General features: G+C 61.1%; 11 protein-coding genes. 8 read left to right on the plus strand and 3 right to left on the minus strand.

Going from position 1 to position 15594, the window contains the following annotated elements; all coding sequences use genetic code 11:
- Positions 1 to 6 precede the first annotated feature (6 nt).
- On the plus strand, positions 7 to 1149 hold the full coding sequence (gene pdxB, locus ATH90_RS07770; RefSeq protein WP_098465989.1) for a 4-phosphoerythronate dehydrogenase PdxB: 1143 nt from the start codon (positions 7 to 9) through the stop codon (positions 1147 to 1149).
- An 80-nt stretch (positions 1150 to 1229) separates the two neighbouring features.
- Here pdxB and ATH90_RS29340 read toward each other — a convergent pair whose 3' ends face one another.
- Positions 1230 to 1403 carry a PA1571 family protein gene (locus ATH90_RS29340; protein ID WP_014717504.1) on the minus strand — a complete coding sequence of 58 codons (174 nt, stop codon included), beginning with the start codon at positions 1401 to 1403 and terminating at the stop codon, positions 1230 to 1232.
- 246 nt (positions 1404 to 1649) lie between these two features.
- Between ATH90_RS29340 and ATH90_RS07775 the strand changes: the two genes are divergently transcribed.
- On the plus strand, positions 1650 to 3434 hold the full coding sequence (locus ATH90_RS07775) for an ABC transporter ATP-binding protein/permease (RefSeq protein ID WP_170041100.1): 1785 nt from the start codon (positions 1650 to 1652) through the stop codon (positions 3432 to 3434).
- A gap of 85 nt (positions 3435 to 3519) precedes the next feature.
- Here the strand turns inward: ATH90_RS07775 and ATH90_RS07780 are convergent, their stop codons facing one another.
- Complete coding sequence (locus tag ATH90_RS07780) at positions 3520 to 5448, minus strand: transglycosylase SLT domain-containing protein (RefSeq protein ID WP_034102539.1); 1929 nt, start codon at positions 5446 to 5448, stop codon at positions 3520 to 3522.
- Between the two features lie 213 nt (positions 5449 to 5661).
- On the opposite strand from ATH90_RS07780, the gene ATH90_RS07785 reads away from it, so the two are divergent.
- Positions 5662 to 7584 carry an ATP-binding cassette domain-containing protein gene (locus ATH90_RS07785; protein WP_098465990.1) on the plus strand — a complete coding sequence of 641 codons (1923 nt, stop codon included), beginning with the start codon at positions 5662 to 5664 and terminating at the stop codon, positions 7582 to 7584.
- Positions 7585 to 7702: 118 nt separating this feature from the next.
- Here the strand turns inward: ATH90_RS07785 and ATH90_RS07790 are convergent, their stop codons facing one another.
- The gene (locus tag ATH90_RS07790; protein ID WP_034102541.1) at positions 7703 to 8143 is read right to left on the minus strand and encodes a universal stress protein; all 441 of its coding nucleotides are present in this window, start codon (positions 8141 to 8143) and stop codon (positions 7703 to 7705) included.
- Between the two features lie 105 nt (positions 8144 to 8248).
- On the opposite strand from ATH90_RS07790, the gene ATH90_RS07795 reads away from it, so the two are divergent.
- The 5 genes from ATH90_RS07795 to topA all read left to right on the plus strand — a co-directional run bounded on the left by ATH90_RS07795 (position 8249) and on the right by topA (position 15591).
- Positions 8249 to 8686, plus strand: coding sequence for a hypothetical protein (locus ATH90_RS07795; RefSeq protein ID WP_034102542.1), 438 nt, complete (start codon positions 8249 to 8251; stop codon positions 8684 to 8686).
- Positions 8687 to 9167: 481 nt separating this feature from the next.
- The gene (fadB, locus tag ATH90_RS07800) at positions 9168 to 11315 is read left to right on the plus strand and encodes a fatty acid oxidation complex subunit alpha FadB (protein ID WP_034102543.1); all 2148 of its coding nucleotides are present in this window, start codon (positions 9168 to 9170) and stop codon (positions 11313 to 11315) included.
- Between the two features lie 29 nt (positions 11316 to 11344).
- On the plus strand, positions 11345 to 12520 hold the full coding sequence (gene fadA / locus ATH90_RS07805; RefSeq protein WP_016971415.1) for an acetyl-CoA C-acyltransferase FadA: 1176 nt from the start codon (positions 11345 to 11347) through the stop codon (positions 12518 to 12520).
- Positions 12521 to 12618: 98 nt separating this feature from the next.
- A complete protein-coding gene (locus ATH90_RS07810) occupies positions 12619 to 12855 on the plus strand; it encodes a DUF1653 domain-containing protein (RefSeq protein WP_028619417.1) in 237 nt (78 codons plus the stop codon).
- A gap of 114 nt (positions 12856 to 12969) precedes the next feature.
- Entirely contained in the window at positions 12970 to 15591 is a 2622-nt protein-coding gene (gene topA / locus ATH90_RS07815; RefSeq protein ID WP_034102544.1) for a type I DNA topoisomerase, read from the plus strand.
- The last annotated feature ends 3 nt before the right edge of the window (positions 15592 to 15594 follow it).

Genomic DNA, 15594 nt, shown 5'->3' on the forward strand with positions numbered 1-15594 from the left:
CCTGCCATGCTGATTGTTGCCGACGAAAATATTCCGCTGCTCGATGCATTCTTCCAGGGATTTGGCGAGATTCGCCGCGTCCCCGGCCGTTCCATCGACCGCGCCACGGTCGAGCAGGCTGATGTATTGCTGGTGCGCTCGGTGACCAACGTCAACCGCGCGCTGCTGGAGGGCACGAAGGTGCGCTTCGTCGGCACCTGCACCATCGGCACCGATCACCTGGACCTCGACTACTTCAAGCAGGCCGGCATCCAGTGGTCGAGCGCCCCCGGCTGCAACGCCCGTGGCGTCGTGGACTATGTGCTGGGCAGCCTGCAGACCCTGGCCGAGATCGAAGGCGCCGACCTCAATCAACGCACCTACGGCGTGGTCGGCGCGGGTGAAGTCGGCGGGCGGCTGGTCAAGGTGCTCAAGGGCCTGGGCTGGAACGTGCTGGTCTGCGACCCGCCACGGCAGATCGCCGAGGACGGCGACTACGTCAGCCTGGCGCAGATCATCGCGCAGTGCGACGTGATCAGCCTGCACACGCCGCTGACCAAGTCCGGCAACGGCTCCACCTGGCACCTGTTCGACCGCCAGCGCCTCGAGCAGCTCAAGCCCGGCACCTGGCTGATCAACGCCAGCCGCGGCCCGGTGGTGGACAACGCCGCCCTGCGTGAGGTGCTGCTGGACCGCGAAGACCTGCAAGCGGTGCTGGATGTGTGGGAGGGCGAACCGCAAGTGGACGTCGACCTGGCTGACCTGTGCGTGCTGGCCACGCCGCATATTGCCGGCTACAGCCTGGACGGCAAGCAGCGCGGCACGGCGCAGATCTATCAGGCGTTCTGCGCGCACCTGGGCCAGGAGCCGAGCATTCAATTGAGCGATCTGCTGCCGCCACCGTGGTTGGCCGAGATGCACCTGAATGCCTCTACCGACCCGGCCTGGGCGCTCGCCACCCTGTGCCGCAGCGTGTACGACCCACGCCGTGATGATGCGGATTTCCGTCGTAGCCTTGTCGGGACCGTGGAGGAGCAGCGCAAGGCGTTTGACCTGCTGCGCAAGCATTACCCAGAGCGCCGCGAAATTGAGGGGTTGAAGGTGCGCATCAACGGGGAATCCGCCGCGCTCTCAGCGATAGTCTCGGCCCTGGGCGCCGAAGTCCTTTAACGCCAGGCACCGGCCTGCCGGTTTTTACCGGGCATAAAAAACCCGGCCACCAGGGCCGGGTTTGAAAGAGCGTAGGCGCTTCAGCCTTGCTGGGCAGGCTTGACCAGTCGCTGTTCCAGTTCGCTGCACGCTTGCTGGATCATCTCTTCGGTAATCTGCACTTCGCGGCCTTTCGCGTCGATGTACGAGCAAGGCAACTGCTGCGGCTGGCGGATCACTTCAATCTTGGCATCGCTGCTATTTTGCAAGGTCATGGCCTGTCTCCTCATCAGGTTGTGTACCTATTGTAAAACCCCCGCGTGACCAGGCTGTTACAGCTCCCTGCAAGGTCAGCGGCTCGAACACCCAGTCCACCAGAAACCGCTGCGGATTTCCAGCCGGGGGTTAGACCGATAGCCTCTAGGGATCAGCATCGGCGGGCATAATTAACCTGACTCATTGTTATTTACCCAAGTTCCCCCAATGTTGTGGTGTAGATACCTATCTTCCCTGCGCAGGTGATGCCCTCCATGTTCTCAGTCCGTCAACGCCGTGCGATCCGCCTGGCCAGCCGCTTCATTGCGCCCTACCGCTGGCACGCGCTCGGCGCGCTGTTGGCGCTTATCGTCACCGCGGGTATTACCTTGTCCATGGGGCAGGGTATCCGCCTGTTGGTCGACCAGGGTTTCATGACCCAGTCACCGCACCTGCTCAACCAGTCCATTGGCTTGTTCATGGTGTTGGTGCTGGGCCTGGCGGTGGGCACGTTTGCGCGGTTTTACCTAGTCTCGTGGATCGGCGAGCGGGTGGTGGCGGATATCCGTCGGCAGGTGTTCAACCACCTGATCTACCTGCACCCGGGCTTTTACGAGAACAATCGCAGTTCGGAAATCCAGTCGCGGCTGACCACCGACACCACCCTGCTGCAATCGGTGATCGGCTCCTCGCTGTCGCTGTTCCTGCGCAATGCCCTGATGGTCATCGGCGGTATCGTGCTGCTGTTTGTCACCAACCCCAAGCTCACCAGTATCGTGGTCGTGGCGCTGCCGCTGGTGTTGGCGCCGATCCTGATCTTCGGCCGGCGCGTACGCAGCCTGTCGCGCCAAAGCCAGGACCGCATCGCCGACGTGGGCAGCTATGTGTCCGAGACCCTCGGCCAGATCAAGACCGTGCAGGCCTACAACCACCAGGTGCAGGACGAACAGCGCTTCGCCGTGACCGTGGAAGACGCCTTTACCACCGCGCGTAAACGCATCACCCAGCGCGCCTGGCTGATTACACTGGTGATCATGCTGGTGCTCGGCGCGGTGGGGGTGATGCTGTGGGTCGGCGGCATGGACGTAATCAACGGGCGCATCTCCGGTGGTGAGCTGGCGGCGTTTGTGTTCTACAGCCTGATCGTCGGCAGTGCGGTCGGCACGCTCAGCGAGGTGCTCGGCGAGCTGCAACGGGCCGCCGGTGCTGCCGAGCGCATCGGCGAGTTGTTGCAGTCGAACAACGAAATCCAGGCGCCCGCCGCCAACACCGTCCAACTGCCGGCGCGGGTCAGCGGCCGCATGGAGTTGCAAGACCTGCGGTTTTCCTATCCCTCACGTCCCGACAGCTATGCCATCGACGGCTTGAACCTGACCATCAACCCCGGTGAGACCCTGGCCCTGGTGGGGCCGTCCGGCGCGGGCAAATCGACGATTTTTGACCTGCTGCTGCGCTTCTACGACCCCCAGCACGGCCGCATCCTGCTCGAAGGCCACCCGCTGACCGAACTCGACCCCATGGACCTGCGCCGCCACTTCGCCCTGGTGTCCCAGAGCCCGGCGCTGTTCTTCGGCAGCGTCGAAGAAAACATCCGCTACGGCAACCCGACGGCCACCACAGAGCAGGTCGAAGCCGCCGCGCGCATTGCCCACGCCCATGACTTCATCCTGCAAATGCCCGACGGCTACCAGACCCACCTGGGTGACGGCGGCATGGGCCTCTCTGGCGGGCAACGCCAACGGCTGGCCATCGCCCGGGCGCTGCTGGTAGACGCACCGATCCTGCTGCTCGACGAAGCCACCAGCGCCCTCGATGCCCAGAGCGAGCACCTGATCCAGCAGGCCTTGCCGCAATTGATGCAAGGGCGTACCACGCTGGTGATCGCGCATCGCCTGGCGACGGTGAAACACGCTGACCGCATCGCTGTAATGGACCAGGGCAAGCTGGTGGCCATAGGCACGCACCAGCAGCTGATTGCGAGCAACCCGCTGTACGCGCGGTTGGCGGCGTTGCAGTTCAGTGATGGGGTAGAGGAAAGCGCCTCGCACTAAGTATCACAGCCCATAAAAAATGCCCGCATTGAGAAATGCGGGCATTTTTATTGAGCGTGAAGCTTACCGCTTATCGCTGCCGTTATTACTGATCATCAAAATACCGCTCATGCCAATCCACCAACGGTTGGGGTGAATTGAGCTTCTGGCCGTAGATCACCGAATAAGACAGCACGTTCTGCACGTACTGGCGGGTTTCGTCGAACGGGATGCTTTCCACCCATACATCGAAACTCAGGTGATCCGCGCCGCGCAGCCATTGGCGCACACGGCCGGGGCCGGCGTTGTAGGCGGCAGAGGCGAGTACACGGTTGCCGTTGAACTGGCTGTGCACCTGGCTCAGGTAGGCGGCGCCGAGCTGGATGTTCTTGTCCGGGTCCAGCACTTGGGCGGGGGAGGCCAGGGGGATGCTGAACTTGCGCGCGGTTTCCTTGGCGGTGCCGGGCATCAGTTGCATCAGGCCGCTGGCGCCAACGCCGGAGCGGGCGTCGTCCATGAAAGCGCTTTCCTGGCGAGTGATCGCGAACACCCAGCTCGAATGCAGGCCGCGCACCTTGGCTTCACGCACCAGGGTATCGCGGTGGGCCATCGGGAAGCGGATGTCCAGGTCGTCCCAGTACTGCGCCTGGCTGATGGTACGGATAGCCGGGAAGTACCACTTCATGTCGTACGCCAGCTTGGCCTGGGCGACCATCTCGTCGCGGTTGAAGTGACGGCTCACGTGGTACCACTCACGGCGACCATCCACCACCTGGCCACGTGCGTAGAACTCCAGGGCGCGACGTACGCCGGGGGTGTTGCGCACCTTGTTGACCAGCGCCTGGCTCATCAGCAGCGGTTTGTTCTTCAACTGGTACGGGGCCTTGGAGCGGTCCGCCGCCAGGAACCCGTAGAAATCGCGTTCTTGCGCCAGGTGCTTGTACAGGACCAGCGCTTGCGGGTTCTTCGGCTCGGCCAGTTCCAGGCTGCGGGCCTGCCAGTAGCGCCAGCGGTTGGTGGTGGCCAGGTCCTGGGGAAGCTTGCGGGTCAACTGGTAGGCGTCTTCCCAGCGAGCCAGGCGCAGCAGCAGGCGCAGGCGCCACTCGGAGACGGTGTTGTCGCGCAGTTCGGGATCGTACTTGGTCATCACCTCGAGGGCGCGCGGGTCATAGCGCTTGGCCAGGGTGAGACCGATTTCGCGGGCGATCGACACTTTTTCGTCACGCGAGAAGTGCATGCTGCTGGCGTAGCCGTCGAGCAGGGCCATGGCCTTGTCGGGATCCTGGCGTGCCAGGCGGCGCAGGCCCAGGCCCACGGCGTCAGACATGGCCTCGGTGGCCGGCAGGAAGCGTGAGGGGTCGCTGAGCATGTCGGGCTTCTGCGCCACGTCCACCATCAAGCGGCCTTGGGCGCCGAGGGTGGGCAGGGTTTTCACCAGGCTGTTAGCCAAGGCGTAGTTGCGCGCTTCGGCGGCGAGTTTGGCGCGATCCCAGATCTTCTGTTCAGTGAGTTGGCCGTCAGCCGCCCACTGCCCGAAGGTGACATCGCAGGCCGCCGGCTGGGACTTGCCCGTCATCCAAAGCTTTTCGGCGGTCTTGTAGCCTTCGGCCTTGAGATTGTGGGTGAGTTGGTACTGGCCGTGCAGGCAGTCCAGTTCGACGAAGTTGAGCTTGGCGTCATAGTACTTTTCAAAGGTCTGCCAGTCACCGCGTTCGGCCAGCCAGCGCAACCAGCGCAGTTTCATCCAGTTGGCCTGGGGCAGGTCGCCGTTTTTGGCGAGGAACTGCTCGATTTCCTGATTGCTCGCGGTTTTCAGGCGGGCGGTCAGTTCGTCGTAGGCCAGGTACGGCGTCAGCGGGTAGTCGGCCAGGGCCTGGCTGTATTGCATGTAGGGGCCGGTATCGCCCTTGGCCAGGGCGCGTTTGGCTTCATCGTAATATTGACGTTGGGTGGTGAGGTCCACGGCCTGGGCGGATTGAACGGCGGTGGCAGAAAGAAGCAGACAAGATAAAAGACTAAAAAGGCGACTGCGCATGAGACGTCCGTGCAGAGAAATCACGACTAGCACCGGCACCGCCGACACTGATTGCCCCTAGCTTAGCCTTTTGCCCGCAGCCTAAGAAAGCTTTGCCGGCTGGTTCGTTCAAGTTCGACGGAAATGTCCTACAGAACGTGTCGACAACGAAAATGCCGGCCGCATCCCACCCTCAACTCAGGTAGAATGCGCGCCCAGTTTTTGGAGAAGCGTATGACCCTGCTCAAATTCAGCGATGTGTCCCTTGCTTTCGGCGCTATGCCGTTGTTGGACAAGGTGTCCTGGCAGATCGCCCGTGGTGAGCGGGTGTGCATCATCGGCCGCAACGGCACCGGCAAGTCCAGCATGATGAAGCTGGTAAAAGGCGACCAGAAGCCCGATGACGGCTCTGTTTGGCGCGCCCCGGGCCTCAAGATTGGCGAATTGCCGCAAGAGTTGCCGGTGGCCGACGGACGGACAGTGTTCGACGTGGTCGCCGAAGGCCTGGACGGCGTCGGTGAGTTGCTTGCGCAATACCATCACCTGGCGCAGAACTGCGTCACCGAAGAAGACCTGGACAAGCTGATGCACGTCCAGCAGGACCTCGAAGCCCGTGACGGCTGGCGCCTGCAGCAACTGGTCGACAGCACCCTGAGCCGCCTGCAACTGCCGGCCGACAAGACCCTCGCCGAATTGTCCGGTGGCTGGCGTCGTCGCGTGCTGCTGGCCCAGGCGCTGGTGTCCGAGCCCGACCTGCTGCTGCTCGACGAACCAACCAACCACCTGGACATCGGCGCCATCGCCTGGCTCGAAGAAGCCCTCAAGGATTTCCAGGGCGCCGTGCTGTTCATCACGCACGACCGGTCCTTCCTGCAGAACCTGGCAACCCGCATCCTCGAACTGGACCGTGGTGGCCTGATCGACTGGAACGGCGACTACTCCAGCTTCCTGGTGCACAAGGAAGCCGCACTGGCGGCCGAAGAAACCGCCAACGCGCTGTTCGACAAGAAACTGGCCCAGGAAGAAGTCTGGATTCGCCAGGGCATCAAGGCCCGTCGCACCCGTAACGAAGGCCGCGTGCGTGCCCTGAAGGCCCTGCGCGTTGAGCGCAGCGAGCGTCGTGAACGCACCGGCAAGGCCAATATCCAGCTGGATACCGCCGACAAGTCGGGCAAGCAGGTGATGGTGCTGGAGAACGTCAGCTTCCATCACCCGGACGGTCCGTTCCTGATCAAGGACTTCTCCATGGTCCTGCAGCGCGGCGACCGTATCGGCCTGCTGGGCGCCAACGGCACCGGCAAGACCACCTTGCTCAAGCTGATGCTCAGCGGCCTGCAGCCGACCAGCGGCACCGTTGAAGAAGGCACACGCATCGACGTGGCTTACTTCGACCAACTGCGCCACCAGTTGGACCTGGAAAAAACCGTGATCGACAACGTTGCCGAAGGCCGCGACTTTATCGACATCGACGGCCAGAGCCGCCATGTACTCAGCTACCTGGGTGACTTCCTGTTCAGCCCGCAACGCGCGCGCACGCCAGTAAAAGCCTTGTCCGGTGGTGAGCGTGCGCGCCTGCTGCTGGCCAAGCTGTTCAGCAAGCCGGCCAACCTGCTGGTACTCGACGAACCGACCAACGACCTCGACGTGGAAACCCTCGAGCTGTTGGAAGAAGTGCTGCTGACCTTCAACGGCACCGTACTGATGGTGAGTCACGACCGGGCATTCCTCGACAACGTGGTGACCAGCACCCTGGTCTTCGAAGGTGAAGGCAAGGTGCGTGAATACGTCGGCGGTTACCAGGACTGGCTGCGCCAGGGCGGTTCGCCACGCCTGCTGGGCGTGACCGAGAGCAAATCCGGCAAGGCTGACCTCACCTCGGCAGTCGTGGCGCCTGTGGCCGCAGCTGCCGCACCGGCCCAGGAAGCGGCGCCGGCGGCCAAGAAGAAGCTCAGCTACAAGCTGCAACGCGAGCTGGAAGCCTTGCCCGGCGATATCGACGCCAAGGAACAGCAGATCGCCGCGGTAGAAGCGGAAATGGCCGACGCGGGTTTCTACCTGCGCCCGGCGGCGGAAACGGCCAAGGTCATCGCTTCCCTGGAGACGTTGAACCAGGAGCTGGAAGCGCTGGTCGAGCGTTGGGCCGAGCTGGATGCCTGAGTGATTCCAGGGCATTAAAAAACCCGGTGTTCATCTGATGAACACCGGGTTTTCTATATGGAATGCGATCCAGATGCGGGAGCGGGAAGGCCCGCTCCCGCATTGGCTCCTCACTCGTCTACGAGGATTTGACCAGCTTCACCGCCAGAACATCGCACGGCGCACCGTGCAGCACGTCATTGGCGGTAGAGCCCAGCAGCAGCGCCAAACCGTGACGGCCATGGCTGCCGACCACGATCAGGTCGCAGCCGTGTTCCTTGGCGAGGTGGTGGATTTCCTGGCGCGGTTGGCCGTAAGTGAGGTGGGAGTTTTCCTTGGTCACTTCCGGGTATTTGAGGATCAACCGGTCCAGGCGCTCCTTGGCCTGGTCAAACTGTTGTTGCTGCAGTTGGGAAAGGTCCATGGGTACGTCGCCGCCAAAGGCCATGGCCATCGGTTCGACGATGTGCACCAGTGAGAGCTTGGCGTTGCTGGCGACCGCGAAGGCGCGGGCCCGCTTGATCACTGGATCGCACTCTTCGGTCAGGTCGACAGCGACCAGAATATGTTCGTAGGACATGGGGCGTTCCTCCAGGGGACTGCAATAGATTCAGTATGGCTGCTTTCAAGCGGATGGGGTTGCGCGAGATCAAATCCGCTCATCTAGAAAATCGGGAGTACACATATGACGGTCTGGATAGTGGTGTCAATCCTTGTGGTGGTTCTGAGCCCTCTGGCATGGCTGCGCCCGTCGCGTCACCAGAGCGGGCGCATGGCCCTGCGCATGGAGGCGCGCCGCATCGGCCTGGCCATGCAGCTGGCCCCCCAGGAATGGCCGCACTGGCTCAAGCAGGAGCCGCCCAGCCCCTGCGCGCAATACTGCCGCCCTCGGCGCGGCAGCACGCCGGCCATCTGGAGTTATTGGCAGTTGGAGCCGGGTGTGTGGGTCAATCAGTGGCGTGAAGTGTGTGTCGATGAGAAGTTGTTGCCGCATTTTGCAAAGCTGCCGGCCAACGTCTACAAGGTCGAGGCCGACAAGCAGATGATTGCGTTGTATTGGGGCGAGAAGGGCGAGGCGAGTGTGTTGAAAGACATTGATGCGCTGCTCAAGGCGCTCGCCTGAAGGCCAGGCAATAAAAAGCCCGACATCATCATCGGGCTGGAGTTGGCCAGGCAGGCCGGTAAATCTGTGGTTCCCACGCCGGGTGTTCATCCAGGCGCATGTGGCTTGTCGCTAGCCTAGCGGCATATCCCGTTCTGTACAGTCTTTTCCCACATCTTTTCTAATATTGATTTTGTGAATATTTGAATATTGACGAGTCGCGGGCTTAGGCTTGGGGTTCTGAAATGACTGGAAAGTCGCGTTTTTCCTAGCCTTTCGAGCGATTGACAATTGCCCGGAATTGGATGAAGGTGGCGTACCCAAATCAAACGGGCGTATGAATTGAGCGTTTGTCTGTCAGACTGCTCATACAGAATCCCGACTATCGCATTGGCGGGTGTGCCTGGCGGATCGGCATGAGCATTGACGCAACTGTCAGTGTCCAACCAGAGGCCAGCGTCCAATGTGTACTGTTCAGCTTCCATATCGTGGAGATCAGTTGATGATTTACGAAGGTAAAGCCATCACGGTTAAGGCTCTTGAAAGTGGCATCGTCGAATTGAAATTCGACCTCAAGGGTGAGTCCGTCAACAAGTTCAACCGTCTAACCCTGAATGAATTGCGTCAGGCCGTAGACACCATCAAAGCAGATGCTTCGGTCAAGGGCGTGATCGTCTCCAGCGGCAAGGACGTGTTCATCGTCGGCGCTGACATCACCGAATTCGTCGACAACTTCAAGCTGCCCGATGCCGAGCTCGTGGCTGGCAACCTCGAAGCCAACAAGATTTTCAGCGATTTCGAAGACCTCAATGTCCCCACCGTGGCTGCCATCAATGGCATCGCGTTGGGTGGCGGCCTGGAAATGTGCCTGGCCGCAGACTTCCGCGTCATGTCGGCCACTGCCAAGATCGGCCTGCCTGAAGTCAAACTGGGCATCTACCCAGGTTTCGGCGGCACGGTGCGCTTGCCGCGCCTGATCGGTGCCGACAACGCGATCGAGTGGATCGCCGCCGGTAAGGAAAACAAAGCTGAAGACGCGCTGAAAGTCGGTGCCGTCGACGCCGTGGTTGCCCCGGACAAACTGGCCGAAGCCGCTCTGAACCTGATCAAGGGCGCCATCAGCGGCGAATTTGACTACAAGGCCAAGCGTCAGCCGAAGCTGGAAAAACTCAAGCTCAACGCCATCGAACAAATGATGTCGTTCGAAACCGCCAAGGGTTTCGTGGCTGGCCAGGCCGGCCCGAATTATCCGGCACCGGTTGAAGCGATCAAGACCATCCAGAAGGCCGCCAACTTCGGTCGCGACAAAGCCCTGGAAGTGGAAGCGGCAGGCTTCGTCAAACTGGCGAAGACGTCGGCTGCACAGAGCCTGATCGGCCTGTTCCTGAACGACCAGGAGCTGAAGAAAAAGGCCAAGGCGTACGACGAGATTGCCCGCGACGTGAAACAGGCTGCCGTACTCGGCGCCGGTATCATGGGCGGCGGTATCGCCTATCAGTCGGCGTCCAAAGGCACGCCGATCCTGATGAAAGACATCAACGAGCACGGTATCGAGCAGGGCCTGGCAGAAGCCGCCAAGCTGCTGGTCGGTCGTGTGGACAAAGGTCGCATGACCGCTGCGAAAATGGCTGAAGTGCTCAACGGCATTCGTCCTACGCTTTCCTACGGTGATTTCGGCCACGTCGACCTGGTGGTCGAGGCCGTTGTCGAGAACCCGAAGGTCAAGCAGGCGGTACTGGCTGAAGTCGAAGCCCAGGTCAAAGACGACACCATCCTGGCCTCGAACACCTCGACCATTTCCATCTCGCTGCTGGCCAAGGCCCTCAAGCGTCCGGAAAACTTCGTCGGCATGCACTTCTTCAACCCGGTGCACATGATGCCGCTGGTGGAAGTGATCCGTGGCGAGAAGTCCAGCGAGCTGGCCGTTGCCACCACCGTTGCCTACGCCAAGAAAATGGGCAAGAACCCGATCGTGGTCAATGACTGCCCGGGCTTTTTGGTCAACCGTGTGCTGTTCCCGTACTTCGGCGGTTTCGCCAAGTTGGTCAGCGCCGGCGTGGACTTCGTGCGCATCGACAAGGTCATGGAAAAATTCGGCTGGCCGATGGGCCCGGCGTACCTGATGGACGTGGTCGGCATCGACACCGGTCACCACGGTCGCGACGTAATGGCTGAAGGCTTCCCGGACCGCATGAAAGACGACCGCCGCTCGGCGATCGACGCGCTGTACGAGGCCAAGCGCCTGGGCCAGAAGAACGGCAAGGGCTTCTATGCCTACGAGGCCGACAAGAAGGGCAAGCAGAAGAAAGTCGCCGACCCGTCGGTGCACGAAGTGCTGGCTCCGGTCATCTACGAACAGCGTGAGGTGTCTGACGAGGACATCATCAACTGGATGATGATCGCCCTGTGCCTGGAAACCGTGCGTTGCCTGGAAGACGGCATCGTCGAGACCGCCGCCGAAGCCGACATGGGCCTGGTGTACGGTATTGGTTTCCCTCCATTCCGTGGTGGTGCACTGCGTTACATCGATTCCATCGGTGTGGCTGAGTTCGTTGCCCTGGCTGACAAATACGCTGATTTGGGCCCGCTGTACCACCCGACCGCGAAGCTGCGTGAAATGGCCAAGAATGGCCAGAGCTTCTTCGGTTAAGCGCCCAGACGACTAGAGCGAGAATATTTATGAGCTTGAATCCAAGAGACGTGGTGATTGTCGACTTCGGTCGCACACCGATGGGCCGCTCCAAGGGCGGCATGCACCGCAACACCCGTGCCGAAGACATGTCGGCACACCTGATCAGCAAAGTGCTGGAGCGCAACACCAAGGTCGACCCGAACGAAGTCGAGGACGTGATCTGGGGCTGCGTCAACCAGACCCTGGAGCAGGGCTGGAACATCGCGCGCATGGCGTCGCTGATGACCCAGATCCCGCACACTGCGGCCGGCCAGACTGTCAGCCGCCTCTGCGGTTCGTCGATGAGCGCGCTGCACACCGCTGCCCAGGCGATCATGACCGGCAACGGTGATGTGTTCGTGGTCGGTGGCGTGGAGCACATGGGCCACGTCAGCATGATGCACGGTGTCGATCCGAACCCGCACATGTCGCTGTACGCGGCGAAAGCCTCGGGCATGATGGGCCTGACCGCGGAAATGCTGGGCAAAATGCACGGCATTACCCGCGAAGCCCAGGACGCGTTCGGCCTGCGTTCCCACCAACTCGCCCACAAGGCGACCGTGGAAGGCAAGTTCAAGGATGAAATCATCCCGATGAACGGCTATGACGAGAACGGTTTCCTGAAACTGTTCGACTACGACGAAACCATTCGTCCGGATACCACCCTGGAAAGCCTGGCAGCGCTCAAGCCTGCCTTCAATCCAAAGGGGGGCACCGTGACAGCCGGTACTTCGTCGCAAATCACCGACGGTGCCTCGTGCATGATCGTGATGTCGGCGCAGCGTGCCCAGGACCTGGGTATCCAGCCGCTGGCCGTGATCCGTTCGATGGCCGTGGCGGGTGTGGACCCGGCGATCATGGGCTATGGTCCAGTACCGGCCACACAAAAAGCCTTGAAGCGCGCGGGCCTGACCATCAACGACATCGACTTCTTCGAGCTCAACGAAGCTTTCGCCGCACAGGCCCTGCCAGTGCTGAAAGATTTGAAAGTGCTCGACAAGATGAATGAGAAGGTTAACCTGCACGGCGGCGCGATTGCCCTGGGCCACCCATTCGGTTGCTCCGGTGCACGTATCTCCGGCACTTTGCTTAACGTGATGAAGCAAAATGGCGGCAACCTCGGGGTAGCCACCATGTGCATTGGTCTCGGCCAAGGCATTTCCACCGTCTTCGAACGCGTCTAAGCGTTGGGTTGACGGAAGCCGGGGCCCAGTGCCCCGGTTTTTGTTTTTTGGCGGTTTTGTATTTTTTTTTTTAACAAATTTTGTAAGAGGGCCAGAGCATGAAAGTCGAACCAGGGCTCTACCAGCATTATAAAGGTCCGCAGTACCGTGTTTTCAGTGTGGCGCGGCACTCCGAGACCGAAGAAGAAGTGGTGTTTTACCAAGCACTGTATGGCGATTACGGCTTTTGGGTGCGCCCACTGAGCATGTTCGTAGAGACTGTCGAAGTTGACGGCGAGCAGGTCCCGCGCTTTGCTTTGGTCCAGGCCGAACCCAGTCTTTTTTCAGGGCAATAACGGCAGGTCGCGCAGAATGCTGCGCTTGACCTCACCTTGTTGCCACTATATATAGCGTTGCCGCGACAGGCGCCAACTGCCTTTCACTTCTCGAATTCAGGAATTTTCCGATCCATGGGCAAATCGCTGGTCATTGTGGAATCCCCGGCTAAGGCCAAGACCATCAACAAGTACTTGGGCAACGAGTACGTGGTGAAGTCGAGTATCGGCCATATCCGAGACCTGCCCACCAGCGGTTCGGCTAGCGCCAGCAAGGAGCCTGCCGCCAAGCGCGGCAAGGCCGCTGCAGGCGAAGGTCCGGTACTCACCCCTAAAGAGAAAGCGCGCAAGCAGCTGGTCTCGCGCATGGGTGTGGACCCGGAACATGGCTGGAAGGCCAAGTACGAAATCCTTCCCGGCAAGGAAAAGGTCATCGAAGAGCTGCGCCGGCTCGCCAAGGATGCCGACACCATCTATCTCGCGACGGACTTGGACCGCGAAGGGGAAGCCATTGCCTGGCACCTGCGGGAAGCCATTGGCGGTGACGACAGCCGCTACAAGCGCGTGGTGTTCAACGAGATCACCAAGAAAGCCATCCAGGAAGCCTTTTCCAAGCCGGGCGAGCTGGACATCGACCGCGTCAATGCCCAGCAGGCCCGGCGTTTCCTCGACCGTGTCGTGGGCTACATGGTCTCGCCACTGCTGTGGGCCAAGATCGCCCGTGGCCTGTCCGCCGGCCGTGTGCAATCGGTTGCAGTGAAGCTGGTGGTGGAGCGTGAGCGCGAGATCCGTGCGTTCATCCCCGAAGAGTACTGGGAAGTCCACGCCGACCTCGGTACCGCCAAGGGCGCCAACGTGCGCTTCGAAGTGGCCCGCGAGAAAGGCGAGGCCTTCAAGCCGCTGAACGAAGCCCAGGCCATGGCCGCGCTGGAAAAGCTCAAGGCGTCCAGCTACAGCATCGTCAAGCGTGAAGACAAGCCGACCAGCAGCAAGCCGTCGGCGCCGTTCATCACCTCCACCCTGCAACAGGCCGCGAGCAACCGCCTGGGCTTTGGGGTGAAGAAGACCATGATGATGGCCCAGCGCTTGTACGAAGCCGGCTACATCACCTATATGCGTACCGACTCCACCAACCTGTCGGTGGACGCGGTCGCCATGGCGCGTACTTATATCGAGAGCGAATTCGGCAAGAAGTACCTGCCGGAGAAGCCGAACGTCTACAGCAGCAAGGAAGGCGCACAGGAGGCTCACGAAGCGATTCGTCCTTCCGACGCCAACACCGAGCCAAGCAAGCTCAGTGGCATGGAGCGCGACGCTGAGCGCCTCTACGAGCTGATCTGGCGCCAGTTCCTGGCTTGCCAGATGCTGCCGGCGCAATACCTGTCCACCACCGTGAGCGTGGGCGCAGGCGACTTCGAGTTGCGTGCCAAGGGCCGTATCCTCAAGTTCGACGGCTACACCCGTGTGATGCCGCAGATCGCCAAGCCTGGCGATGATGACGTGCTGCCGGACATGGCCCAGGGCGATACGTTGAAGCTGATCAAGCTCGACCCGTCCCAGCACTTCACCAAGCCGCCGGCGCGTTACTCCGAAGCCAGCCTGGTCAAAGAGATGGAAAAACGCGGTATCGGTCGGCCCTCGACCTACGCGGCGATCATCTCCACCATCCAGGACCGCGGCTACGTGGCGCTGCACAACCGTCGCTTCTATTCGGAAAAGATGGGAGACATCGTCACCGAGCGCCTGTCCGAGAGCTTCTCCAACCTGATGGACTACGGCTTCACCGCCGGCATGGAAGAGAACCTCGATGACGTCGCCCAGGGCGAGCGTGACTGGAAAAACGTGCTGGACGAGTTCTACGGCGACTTCAAGAAGAAACTCGAAGTGGCCGAAAGTCCTGAGAGCGGCATGCGCGCCAACCAGCCAGTGATGACTGATATCCCGTGCCTGACCTGCGGCCGTCCGATGCAGATTCGCACCGCGTCCACCGGCGTGTTCCTCGGTTGCTCGGGCTACAGCCTGCCGCCGAAAGAACGCTGCAAGGCCACGGTCAACCTTGTGCCGGGCGATGAAATCGCCGCGGACGACGAGGGTGAATCCGAGTCGCTGGTACTGCGTGGCAAGCACCGCTGCCCGATCTGCAGCACGGCGATGGACGCCTACCTGCTCGATGAGAAGCACAAGTTGCACATCTGCGGTAACAACCCGGATTGCGACGGCTACGAGATCGAAGAGGGCAGCTACCGCATCAAGGGCTATGAAGGCCCAAGCCTGGAATGCGACAAGTGCGGCAGCGAGATGCAGCTCAAGACTGGCCGTTTCGGCAAGTTCTTCGGTTGCACCAACCCGACGTGCAAGAACACCCGCAAACTGCTGAAAAGCGGTGACGCAGCGCCGCCGAAGATGGACCCGGTGAAGATGCCTGAACTCAAGTGCGAGAAGGTCAACGACACCTATATCCTGCGTGACGGCGCTTCGGGGTTGTTCCTGGCGGCCAGCCAGTTCCCGAAAAACCGCGAGACCCGTGCACCGCTGGTGCTGGAAATCGTGCCGCACAAGGACGAGATCGATCCGAAGTACCACTTCCTGTGTGAAGCGCCGAAGAAGGACCCGGACGGTCGCCCGGCCGTGATCCGCTACAGCCGCAAGACCAAGGAGCAGTACGTGCAGTCCGAAGTGGACGGCAAGCCTACCGGCTGGAAAGCGTTCTACGACGGCGGCAAGTGGAAGGTCGAGGACAAGCGCCAGGGCGCTTGATCG

This window comes from Pseudomonas lurida, assembly GCF_002563895.1.
GTDB lineage: Bacteria > Pseudomonadota > Gammaproteobacteria > Pseudomonadales > Pseudomonadaceae > Aquipseudomonas > Aquipseudomonas lurida.